Consider the following 11,164-nt stretch of genomic DNA (forward strand, 5'->3'; position numbering starts at 1 on the left):
ACTCGCGGCAACCGCGCTTCGAGCCTGTGACCTGCGTATATGGCACCGAGTTCGGGGCACTACACGGTCTCGGTGAACATTCGGCGAAGCGCGGGGACCGCCGTTGTCACACCGCGTGATGTGTGATGATCGGACCCATGAAGATCCGCAAGGCCGTCATCCCGGCCGCCGGTATCGGTTCCCGGCTCCTCCCGCTGACCAAGGCCATCCCGAAGGAGATGCTGCCGGTCGGCGACAAGCCGGTCATCGAGCACACGGTCCGCGAGCTGGTCTCCTCCGGCATCACCGACATCACCATCGTGGTCAGCAGCGGAAAGTCGCTGATCCAGGACCACTTCCGGCCGAATCCGGCCCTGGTGGCGCAGTTGCGCGCGGACGGCAAGACCGCCTACGCGGACGCGGTCGAAGAGGTCGGCGAGCTGTCCCGGCTCGGCCATATCACCTACCTCGATCAGCACGGTCCGTACGGCAACGGCACCCCGGTGCTCAACGCGGCGCGCAATCTCGGCGACGAGCCGATGCTGGTGCTGTGGCCGGACGACGTGTTCGTCGCCGATGTGCCCCGGGCCCAGCAGCTGATCAACGCCTACGAGCAGACCGGCGCGCCGGTGCTCGCCCTGATGCCGATGGACCCGACCGAATCGCAGCGCTATGGCGTCCCGGTGGTCGCCGACGACCAGGGCCACGGGTTGCTGCGCATCACCGGCCTGCGGGAGAAGCCCAAGCCCGAGGACGCGCCCTCCAACTACGCCGCGATCGGCGGCTACGTGGTGACCCCCGGCGTCATCGAGGAACTGCGCACCCAGACCCGCGCCTGGTACGAACACCGCACCGGCGAGGTCTATCTCACCGACGCGATCAACGTGCACGCCGCCGGCAACCCCGTGTACGGCCAGGTCATCCGCGGTCGCTGGTACGACACCGGCAACCCGGCCGACTACCTCGTCGCCCAGTTCGCCTCCGCATTGGCCAACCCCCAGTACGGACCCCTACTGCGCACCCTCGCCGAGGACACCGCGCGGTAGCTCCTGGCCGCGGCGCCGGAAATGCCCGTGCGCATCCACGATTCGCGGATGCGCACGGAGCTACCCGGTGTGGGGTCAGAAGCGGCGGATGGCGTAGATGTCGAACTGGCGCAGCGGGCTGAGGCCCACGGGCACGCCCCAGTCGTAGGCGTTGAAGATCTGGCCGAAGCCGGCGTAGATGCCGACATGCGAGCCGTCGGTGTTGAGGACGACCACGTCGCCCGGCGAGAGCGCGAAGAACGGGACGGGTGCGCCGGCTCGGGCCTGCTCCCAGGTGGTCCGGGGGATGTTGACGCCGACCTGCCGGAACGCCCACTGCACGAGGCCGGAGCAGTCCCAGGTGAACGGACCGGTGCCACCCCATTCGTAGGGCTTCCCGGTCTGCGAGACCGCTGCGGCCAGCGCGCCCACGCCGTTCGAGCTGGGCAGCGGAATGGCCGCAGAGCCGGAGGCCGAGAGCGATTCTGCGCTGCCGGTGGCACTTCCGGTGTCCGACCAGCCGGGACCCGCCAGAATCAGGGTCGCGGCGGTCGCCAGGAGGAATCCGAAAGCGATGCGGCGCAAAGGTTTTCTGTTCACGTGCTCGTCCCTTCCGGCAACCCGGCGGGCGGGCCACCATCCGGCGGTCCCGGTCGACGCCAGGTCGAGCAGCGCCATTCAGCGGAGCCGCATCCGCCACACCGGACAGCCGGCGCAGCGCGTTTTCAAGTAGGACAATCCACGAACTCACTGCCGCCCCAGAAGTACCTCTCCGCAACAGCAGCACCATTATCGATTCTGCCGCGAGGCCCGGACCTGCGATGACAGTTCAGCAAATCTACAGCATGTGATCTACATCACGTCGCAGCGACACGCCTCAACGATCTTCCGACTCGGCCAGGGCGGCCCGCACCAGCCCCGTCGCCGCCCAGCACATCGTCTCGGTGGCGGCCGCCGGATCCAGTCCGCAGGTGTCGCGGGTGGAGACGAGCGCCTCGACGCCGAACACCAGCGTCACCGCGTGCACCAGCCGCTCCATCCGCTCGGGCGAGAGCCGGTCCGACAGCGGGGCCAACGCCGTGCGTGCCATCTCCAGCCGGGTCACGCCGCGGACCGGAACCCGTTCCGCCTCAGGCACATCCACCTGATTGAACCAGCGGTCCAGGGTCGCGCGCAGCACTCCGCGCCACACCACCTCGTTCTCGAACTGGAACCCACTGACCTCGCGCACCACCCGCTCGATGCGAGCCTCGGCGTCGTCGGGCAACTCCTCGAAGAAGTCCGGATAGCGCCCGAGGAACCCGGCCTGCCGGGTGGCCATGTCCGACCACAGCGACTGCGGATTCGGGAAGTACCGATACGCGGTCGCGGTCGATACCTTCGCCGCCTCGGCTACCTCGGCGATCGAGGGCGAGTGCCCGTTGCGTGCGAGTTCCAGCGCGGCTTCGAGCAGCGCCTCGCGGGTCCGCATCTTCTGGTTCTTCGCGCGGTCACTCTTGAGAATCTCATCTCGCCGTGAGAAAGTCATCTCACCACGATAGCAGATTCTCACTTTCTGGAGGGCACGGCATGACACGTGAAGAGATGGACGAGCTGTTCGAACGGCATTGCGCGGCCGAGGCCGCGAACGACGTCGACGCGATCATGGACACGCTCGCCGCGGACGTCGAGCATGACGCGGTCGGCGATCCGCAGGGCATCCTGCGCGAACCAGCCGCGATCGCCGAGCGCTACCGGGCGCTGTTCGCCGCGATCAAGGAAGACAAGATGGAAAGCGTCCACCGCTACTACGGCGAGGACTTCTTCGTCGACGAATCCCACTGGTACGGCAGGGCCACCGGCGAGTTCATGGGCATCCCCGGCGGCAACCGGGCCATCGATTTCCGGATCCTGCACGTCTGCGAGATCCGCGGCGACAAGATCAGCCGGGAGAACGTCTGGCTGGACATGGCCGCGATCATGCAGCAGTTGACGGCGCCCGCCTGATGGGCGCGTACAAGGCGGTCACGACCCACTACGAACGTCGCGACGAGCGCCACGAGGAACAGACCTACCCGATCTCCCCGCTCGACAACCACACCCCCGCCCCACTGCGCCGCCCGGGCCGCGGCGCGAAGGGCCGCGCCGGAGGGCACCGGACGAGCTGACCGCACAGCAGGACAGGACGGGTGCCGGTCCTGTCCTGCCGCGACGGTCGGCTCAGGCCTTGGCGACCTGCGCGCGTACGCCACCGACGAGGTCGGCGGCCGTGGCACCCGCGTCACCGAAAGCCAATGTGGTAGCAAGGATTTCACCCGCGATCAAATCGCGGTGGGTTTCGGCCCAGGCCTTGCGCTCGGCCGGGACCTCGAGCACCACCGTGATCCGGTCGGACACGTCCAGACCGGCGGACTTCCTGGTCTCCTGGAGATCGCGGATCAGGTCGCGGGCCCAGCCCTCGGCCTCCAACTCCTCGGTGACCACCGAGTTCAGCACCACCAGGCCCGCGTTGCCGGGCAACGCGGCGGTGGACTCGGGCTCGGCGGCGACCAGTCGCTGCGTGTATTCCTCAGGGAGCAGCGCGATTCCGGCGGCGGTGACGACACCGTCGGCGGACTCGGACCATTCGCCCGCCTTCACCGCCTTGATCACCGTCTGCACATCCTTGCCCAGCCGCGGACCCGCGGCCCGGGCGTTGACGACCAGTTCGAAGCGACCGTGTACGGCGACGTCGGTGGTCAGATCCACCTTCTTCACGTTGACCTCGTCGGCGATGATGTCCGCGTACGGCATCAACCGCTCGGCGTCGGCGGCCGCGATGGTCACCTCGGCCAGCGGCAGCCGCACGCGCAGGTTCTGCGCCTTGCGCAAACTCAGCACCGTGGAGCACACCACCCGCACCTCGTCCATCGCGGCGACCAGCTCGGGGTCGCTCGCCAGTTCGCCCTCCTTCGGCCAGTCCGCCAGGTGCACCGACTCGCCGCCGGTGAGCCCACGCCAGATCACCTCGCTGATCAGCGGCAGCAGCGGTGCGGCCAGCCGGGTGACCACCTCGAGCACCGTGTGCAGCGTGTCCACCGCATCGGCGTCCTCGCTCCAGAACCGCGAACGCGACCGGCGCACATACCAATTGGTGAGCGCGTCGGCGAAACCGCGCAATTCCTCGCAGGCGCCCGCGATGTCGTAGGCCTCGAGCGCCTCGGTCATCACGTCGCGCGTCTGTGCCAGCTTGGCCAGGATGTAGCGATCCAGCACATGCGGCGAATCGATGCGCCAGGTGCCCGGCTTCGAGGCGTAGAGCTGCAGGAAGGTCCACGCGTTCCACAGCGGCCGCAGCGCATGGCTGACGCCCTCGCGGATGCCGCGCTCGGTGACGATGAGGTTGCCGCCGCGCAGGATCGGCGAGCTCATCAGGAACCAGCGCATCGCATCGGAGCCGTCGCGGTCGAACACCTCGTTGACGTTCGGGTAGTTGCCCTTCGACTTGCTCATCTTCAGGCCGTCGTCACCGAGCACGATGCCGTGCGCGGCAACGGTTTTGAAGGCGTGGCTGTCGAAGAGCGCGGTGGCGAGCACGTGCAGCGTGTAGAACCAGCCGCGAGTCTGGCCGTTGTACTCGACGATGAAGTCGCCCGGGAAGTGGCTGTCGAACCACTCCTTGTTCTCGAACGGGTAGTGCACCTGGGCGAACGGCATCGAGCCCGACTCGAACCAGCAGTCGAGCACCTCCGGCACCCGGCGCATGGTCGACTTGCCGGTCGGGTCATCGGGATTCGGGCGGGTGAGCTCGTCGATCATCGGCCGGTGCAGGTCGGCCGGGCGCACGCCGAAGTCGCGCTCCAGCTCGTCCAGCGAGCCGTAGACGTCCATCCGCGGGTAGGCCGGGTCGTCGGACATCCAGACCGGAATCGGGCTGCCCCAGTAGCGATTGCGACTGATGTTCCAGTCCCGAGCGCCCTCGAGCCACTTGCCGAACTGGCCGTCCCTGATGTGCTCGGGCACCCAGGTGATCTGCTTGTTCAGCTCGACCATCCGGTCACGGAACTTGGTGACCGCGACGAACCAGGACGGCACGGCCATGTAGATCAGCGGCTGCCCGGAGCGCCAGCTGTGCGGGTAGGAGTGCTCGATCGTCTCGTGCCGCAACAGCTTTCCGGCGGCCTTGAGGTCCTTGATGATCACCGGGTTGGCGTCGAACACCATCAGGCCCTCGTACGGCGGCACCATCGAGGTGAACTTGCCGCCCGGGTCGAGCGGTTGCACGATCTCGATCCCGTTGGCGGTGGCGACGTCCATGTCCTCCTCACCGAAAGCCGGTGCGAGGTGCACGATTCCGGTGCCGGAGTCGGTGGTCACGTAGTCCGCGCTGAGCACCCGGTGCGCGTGCGGATGGCCGAGGAAGAAGTCGAACGGCGGCGCGTAGGACAGTCCGACCAGCGCGGCGCCGTCGTACTCGCCGAGTACCTCGGGCGCATCGCCGAATTCGCGGCTGTAGTGCGACACGCGTTCGGCCGCCAGCAGATAGCGCTTGCCGTCGGCGGCGCGCAGGTGCACGTAGCGGACGTCGGGGTGCACCGCGATCGCGAGGTTCGACGGCAGCGTCCACGGCGTCGTGGTCCAGATCACCGCGTTCACGCCGTCGAGCGCGTGCAGTGGATGGTCGGCGGGCACGCGCAGCACCATGTCGACGGTGACCGCCGGATCCTGACGCATCTTGTACGCGTCGTCGAGGCGGGTCTCCTGATTCGACAACGGCGTCTGCTCGTACCAGCTGTAGGGCAGCACCCGGAAGCCCTGGTAGATCAGGCCCTTCTCGTGCAACGACTTGAACGCCCACATGACCGACTCCATGAAGTCGAGATCGAGGGTCTTGTAGTCGTTGTCGAAGTCGACCCAGCGCGCCTGGCGGGTGACGTAGTCGCGCCATTCACCGGTGTAGCGCAGCACCGACGATTTGCAGGCGGCGTTGAATTCGGCCAGACCCATTGCGTCGATCTGTGATTTGTCCGTGATACCGAGCTGCTTTTCCGCCTCGATTTCCGCGGGCAATCCGTGACAGTCCCAGCCGAAACGACGATCGACGCGCTTGCCGCGCATCGTCTGGAAACGCGGGATCAAGTCTTTGACGTATCCGGTGAGCAAATGCCCGTAATGTGGCAGACCGTTGGCAAAGGGCGGGCCGTCGTAGAAGACGAACTCCGCGGCCGGCGCGGAACCCGAAGTTGCTGCCCCGGAACGGTTTTCGATGCTCGCACGGAAGGTGTCGGCGGCCGCCCATGCGTCTAGCACGCGGCGTTCCATCTCGGGGAACGAAGACCCGGCGACGCCGAGGTCGACGCGGGGGTACGCACTGTTGCTGGAAGTTTGGTCCGCCATCGCGGATACGTCTCCTCGTGCCTTGTCGTTGGCACGGGGACGATGCCGACGCCAGGTGCGTCGATACCGCGGTACCACCCCGCTTGCCCGGCGGCGAACTGCCGGACCTCTCGTTGTGAGCTGTGACGGGCTCACCCGTTCGGTTCTACTGAGCGCGGCTACCGCGGCGGCGTGCGCTGTTCTTCCGAAGGCTCCCCGGTGATGACCGGATCCACACCATGTTCATGTTTGATTCTAGCCAGTACGGTCAAACCTCTGGACGGCGCTCCCTCACCGTTTGGCGTGGCGCCCGGGAGGCGGAGGTGAATCTCCGTCCGGCCGCCGCATAGACAGGGCACTGACCAGCAGCAGCACCGCGCCGAGTACGCACACCAGGATGCAGCCCCACGCCCAGATCACCGATCCGGTGGTCAGCGCGGTGACCAGTAGTGCGAATCCGACAGCGGCAAGGACAAGCGTCAAGACGAGCATGGTGACCCCCAAGGCATGCCGGGTGGCGCGTGCTCAGTATGAGCGGCTTACTTGCCACCCTTGGCAAACGTGGCCGGCTGCAGGTTGTTGGCGGTGTTGGCGTCCGCGAACGCCTCGCCACCGTCGACCGGCACCGCCGAACCGCGGTTCTCCAGCTCCTCGAGCTGCGATTCCAGGTAGGACTTCAGTCGCACCCGGTACTCCCGCTCGAAGGTCTTGAGCTGCTCGATCCGGCTCTCCAGCACGCTGCGCTGCTGGGTGATGGTCGCCATGATCTCGGTGTGCTTGCGCTCGGCGTCGGCCTGCAGGGCGTCGGCCTTCTCCTTGGCCTGACGCAGCTGGTTGTCCGACCGCGACTGGGCGTCCGACAGCATCGCGTCGGCCTTCTGCCGGGCATCGGCGATCATGCCCTCGGAACGGGTGCGGGCGTCACCGACGAGACGCTCGGAGTTTGCCCGGGCGTTCGACAGGAGGTTCTCCGCCTCGACCTTGGCGTCACTGGTGAGCCGGTCGGCCATTTCCTGCGCGAGGCTGAGCACCTTGGCGGCCTGCAGGTTCGCATCCGCACCGGGCGCGTCCTTCGGCGGGGCGGGCGCGGGCATCGGCGCGGGCGGGGCCACCTGCACCGGCGGCTTGATCGGCTCTGGCGGCGGTGGAGCCTGCTGCACAGGCGCTTTCACGTTGGCCGGAACCGCGGGACCGCGATTCTTCTTGGCATCAGCCAGTTCTGCGTCGAGTTCGGCGACCCGCTGGCGCAGATCGGCGTTCTCCTCGATCAGACGCGAGAGTTCCTGCTCGACGAGATCCAGGAAGGCGTCGACCTCATCCTCGTTGTAGCCGCGCTTCCCGATCGGCGGTTTGCTGAACGCGACGTTGTGCACATCGGCTGGAGTCAGCGGCATGGAAGGATCCCTTCACGCGTCTTTTGGAGATCTAGCAGATCTAGCAAGCTACTTCACGGCCCATTCTGTCACACCGGGGCTACCGGTTGCCCGAGCCTGCCCACGATCGACATCAAGATGAAGACGATGAAAAGCAGGACCATAATCGACAGATCCAGGCGAATTCCTCCCAGTGACACCGGTGGTATCAACCGCCTCAGGAGTTTCACCGGAGGGTCGGTGATCGTGAAGATCACCTCGAGGATGATGACCACGACACCGGTCGGACGCCAGTCCCGAGCGAAGCTACGGATGAACTCCACGATCACCCGGCTGATCAGCAACAGCCAGAAGATGAACAGTACGAAGTACAGCACCGCGAACAAGGCCACGACTTCACTCTGCCGCAAAATCCGCTTTGCGCAAAATGACCGCGCCGCACCGCATGCGACCGGTCTGCATCACCCCCCAGATCACGACCTTATTTCTGGTTGTAGAAGCCGGTTTCGGCGATGCGACGGCGTTCTTCGGCTGATACGTCCACATCCGCCGGTGAGAGGAGGAACACCTTGGTCGCGACCTTGTCGAATGAGCCACGCAGCGCGAACGCGAGTCCGGCGGCGAAGTCCACCAGCCGCTTGGCGTCGGCGTTGCTCAGGTCCACCAGGTCCATGATCACCGGGTTGCCCTCACGGAAGCGCTCACCGATGATGCGGGCCTCGCTGTAGTCGCGCGGGCGCAGCGTCGTGATCTTGGACAAGGGACCTCCGTCCTCGAAGATCCCCGGCCTGCGCGCGGGAGCCGGCTCGGGGCGCACGCGCTCCTCCAGCCGCCGCTCTTCGGCCTCGGGATCGACGGCGAGCGCACCACGGGTGGCGCCACGCAGCGACGGCGCGCTGCCACCCGCGCGGAACCGGCCGGACGACGGCGCGGTCTCGATCCGGGTGGGACGCCGCGGCGCCTCGTAACGGTCCTCGCCGTAGGGCTCGTCGGCGTAGTCGTCACGCCGGGATACCGGGTATCCGGCCTTGTACGGCGACTTGTAGGCGGGCTCCGGATAGTCGGGCTCGTCCCGATCGAATCCGTCGGCACCGTAATGCTCTGCGCCGTAACGGTCTTCGGCATAGCGATCAGCGCCGTAGGCACCGCGGTCGGCGTAGTCACGGGGCCGAGGCCTGCGCGTACCGCGGTCGTCGGCGACCCGGGGAGCACGATCGTCGACATAGTCGTCTTCGTAATCCTCGAGTGGAACCATGCCGAAGTAAGCCTTGAACTTGTGCAGCGTGCTCATGACCGCGCCTCGCTGACGCTCGGCTCCGTCACGAGCACGCTCGTGGCCGCGTTTTTGGAGCGTTCGCTCCGCTCACGCAGTGAGATGCCCCCGCTCACGCGCGGCGGCGTCATGACCACGATGGCTGCGTCGATTACTCGCTCGCTGCGCTCGCTCATTTTGGTCGACCTTCCTTCGGCCCCGGTGGCGGCCGGGTGTTGAAGTCTTGCTCAGCCCTCGTCTGTCCCAGCATATGTGTCGAATGTGACTGATGAGGTTTCTTTGCTACGCCGAGGTTATCGGTCGAGCGCCCATCAAGGCGGTACCGACACGCACAACCGTCGAGCCGTGTTCGATGGCGGATTCCAGATCGCCGGACATTCCGGCGGAAAGTTCTGTCGCGCCGGGATGCTCGGCGAGTAGCAGGGTGTGCAAAGTCGCAAGGCGTGCAAATGCCGCATCAGACTCAGCCCCCAATGGCGGAATAGCCATCAGACCGGACAGTCGTAATCCGGGCGCGGCCGCGATGTGCGCGGCCAGGCGGGTCAAATCATCCGGCGCGACACCACCGCGCGACGGGTCTTCGTCCAGGCTCACCTGCAGTAGGACCCGCACCGGCGTGCTGCGCTCCCCCGCGTCCAGTGCGGCCTGCGCGCCGGTGTCCAGAGCGGTTGCCAGGCGTTCGCTGTCCACCGAGTGCACGGTGTGCGCCCACCGCGCCACGACGCGCGCCTTATTGCGTTGCAGGCGTCCTATCATGTGCCACTGCACATCCGAGAGGTCTTCGTCACCTATGTGCTCGCGGAGTGCCGAAACCTTGGCGGTGGCCTCCTGTTCGCGCGACTCGCCGAACTCGCGGCGCCCGAGCCGGTGCAGGATCGCGATATCGGTGACCGGAAAGAATTTCGTCACGGGGAGTAGACGCACCGAGTCCGGCGCGCGCCCCGTCGCGAGACAGGCGGCGTCGATGCGCTGCAGCAGCCCGGCCAGGTTCGTCGCCAGTTCCGCGGTGCGCTCGTCCACTTGCGCCGCAACGGATTCCGCGGACATCAGTGCACCTCCGACCAGATCACGCTGCCCAGCCGCCCCGTGGGGGCGCCGCGGCGGTGACTGAACAGGGTGTGGTCCTCGATGGTGCAGCGCGGGTCGACCGCGACCGCGCCGACCCCGGCTTCGGTGAGCTGCCTGCGGATTCCGGCGCGCAGGTCGAGCGCCGGCGTGCCGTGGTGGTGGCGCTGCCGGGCAGATGCGCCTCGACATCGGCGCGCATCGCGGCGGGCACCTCGTACTGCCGTCCCGAGGCCGCCGGCCCCAGGAACGCGCCGATCCGCTCCACCTGCGCGCCCAGCGACAACATCGCGTCGAGCACCCTCGGCACGATGCCGATCCGCGCGCCGATCCGCCCCGCGTGCACGGCCGCGAGCACGCCGGCCTCGTCGTCGGACAACAGGAGAGGCACGCAGTCGGCGGTGAGCACCACCAGGGCGAGCCCGGGCACGTTCGTCACGAGGGCGTCGGTCGCGGGCACCGGCTCGGCCCGTGGGCCATCGATGATTTCGACATTGCGACTGTGGATCTGTTCCATCCAGACCAGCCGATCCGGCGTGAGCCCGATGCCCGCGGCGAGCCGATCCCGATTCCGCCGCACCGTCGCCGGATCGTCCCCGACGTGATCGCCGAGATTGAACGACTCGTAAGGCGGCGCGGAAAAGCCCCCCGCCCGAGTCGTGGTCACCCGTCGAACAGTCAGTGTCGGCGCAGAAGTCATGCACTCGAGCCTAGTCGTCACCCCTTAACACCCCCCGAACACTTTCTAAGGACCGCCACCCACCCAGCACCCAAACCACCACCCCGCGCCCGAAACAGCCGACGAAAACCCGCGCGCCACACGAACACGCACACACCACACCCAGGACCCGCGACACCACGCACGTCCACCACCCCGCGCACAAACCACCACCCCGCGCACAAACCACAACCGCGCGCACGAAACAGCCGACGAAAAACGTGCGCGGCGCGCGAACAGGTACGCGCCACACCAGCCACGCGGCCACACGGCCACGCGGCCACGCGGCCGCGTGCACAAACCACGACCACACGCACGAACCGTGACCGCTGCACGAGATAGCCGACGAAAGCATGCGCGGGGGCGCGAACACGTGCGCGGCACGCGAACACCTGCG

The 11,164-nt window shown here is 67.1% G+C and carries 12 protein-coding genes and 1 pseudogene; 3 read left to right on the forward strand and 10 right to left on the reverse strand.

Annotated elements, in window-relative coordinates; genetic code table 11:
- Positions 1–137 precede the first annotated feature (137 nt).
- On the forward strand, positions 138–1,025 hold the full coding sequence (locus NBRGI_RS40830) for a UTP--glucose-1-phosphate uridylyltransferase (protein ID WP_200882294.1): 888 nt from the start codon (positions 138–140) through the stop codon (positions 1,023–1,025).
- A gap of 75 nt (positions 1,026–1,100) precedes the next feature.
- Here NBRGI_RS40830 and NBRGI_RS40835 read toward each other — a convergent pair whose 3' ends face one another.
- Positions 1,101–1,604 carry an NlpC/P60 family protein gene (locus NBRGI_RS40835; RefSeq protein ID WP_148311153.1) on the reverse strand — a complete coding sequence of 168 codons (504 nt, stop codon included), beginning with the start codon at positions 1,602–1,604 and terminating at the stop codon, positions 1,101–1,103.
- A gap of 277 nt (positions 1,605–1,881) precedes the next feature.
- The gene (locus tag NBRGI_RS40840) at positions 1,882–2,532 is read right to left on the reverse strand and encodes a TetR/AcrR family transcriptional regulator (RefSeq protein ID WP_042256127.1); all 651 of its coding nucleotides are present in this window, start codon (positions 2,530–2,532) and stop codon (positions 1,882–1,884) included.
- A gap of 41 nt (positions 2,533–2,573) precedes the next feature.
- Here NBRGI_RS40840 and NBRGI_RS40845 point away from each other — a divergent pair, with 41 nt between their 5' ends.
- Positions 2,574–2,990 (forward strand): ester cyclase, encoded by a 417-nt coding sequence (locus NBRGI_RS40845; protein WP_029903359.1) that lies wholly within the window; start codon positions 2,574–2,576, stop codon positions 2,988–2,990.
- Positions 2,990–3,151 (forward strand): hypothetical protein, encoded by a 162-nt coding sequence (locus NBRGI_RS48400; RefSeq protein WP_158440017.1) that lies wholly within the window; start codon positions 2,990–2,992, stop codon positions 3,149–3,151. The genes NBRGI_RS40845 and NBRGI_RS48400 overlap by 1 nt, the downstream gene beginning before the upstream one ends.
- A gap of 52 nt (positions 3,152–3,203) precedes the next feature.
- Here the strand turns inward: NBRGI_RS48400 and ileS are convergent, their stop codons facing one another.
- The 8 genes and pseudogenes from ileS to pgeF all read right to left on the reverse strand — a co-directional run bounded on the left by ileS (position 3,204) and on the right by pgeF (position 10,749).
- Positions 3,204–6,359, reverse strand: coding sequence for an isoleucine--tRNA ligase (ileS, locus tag NBRGI_RS40855; protein WP_029903361.1), 3,156 nt, complete (start codon positions 6,357–6,359; stop codon positions 3,204–3,206).
- A 270-nt stretch (positions 6,360–6,629) separates the two neighbouring features.
- Positions 6,630–6,830 (reverse strand): hypothetical protein, encoded by a 201-nt coding sequence (locus NBRGI_RS40860; protein ID WP_014983170.1) that lies wholly within the window; start codon positions 6,828–6,830, stop codon positions 6,630–6,632.
- Between the two features lie 47 nt (positions 6,831–6,877).
- Positions 6,878–7,732 (reverse strand): DivIVA-like cell division protein Wag31, encoded by an 855-nt coding sequence (wag31, locus tag NBRGI_RS40865; RefSeq protein ID WP_014983169.1) that lies wholly within the window; start codon positions 7,730–7,732, stop codon positions 6,878–6,880.
- A gap of 68 nt (positions 7,733–7,800) precedes the next feature.
- On the reverse strand, positions 7,801–8,103 hold the full coding sequence (locus tag NBRGI_RS40870) for a YggT family protein (RefSeq protein WP_014983168.1): 303 nt from the start codon (positions 8,101–8,103) through the stop codon (positions 7,801–7,803).
- Between the two features lie 89 nt (positions 8,104–8,192).
- Complete coding sequence (locus tag NBRGI_RS40875; protein ID WP_029903363.1) at positions 8,193–9,002, reverse strand: cell division protein SepF; 810 nt, start codon at positions 9,000–9,002, stop codon at positions 8,193–8,195.
- Positions 8,999–9,160 (reverse strand): hypothetical protein, encoded by a 162-nt coding sequence (locus NBRGI_RS48405; protein WP_158440018.1) that lies wholly within the window; start codon positions 9,158–9,160, stop codon positions 8,999–9,001. Before NBRGI_RS48405 ends, NBRGI_RS40875 begins: the two co-directional genes overlap by 4 nt.
- Before the next feature lie 106 nt (positions 9,161–9,266).
- Complete coding sequence (locus tag NBRGI_RS40885) at positions 9,267–10,031, reverse strand: YggS family pyridoxal phosphate-dependent enzyme (RefSeq protein WP_029903368.1); 765 nt, start codon at positions 10,029–10,031, stop codon at positions 9,267–9,269.
- Positions 10,031–10,749, reverse strand: a pseudogene (gene pgeF, locus NBRGI_RS44740) (peptidoglycan editing factor PgeF). The gene NBRGI_RS40885 and the pseudogene pgeF overlap by 1 nt, the downstream one beginning before the upstream one ends.
- Between the last annotated feature and the right edge of the window lie 415 nt (positions 10,750–11,164).

The organism is Nocardia brasiliensis IFM 10847, assembly GCF_000710915.1.
GTDB lineage: Bacteria > Actinomycetota > Actinomycetes > Mycobacteriales > Mycobacteriaceae > Nocardia > Nocardia brasiliensis_A.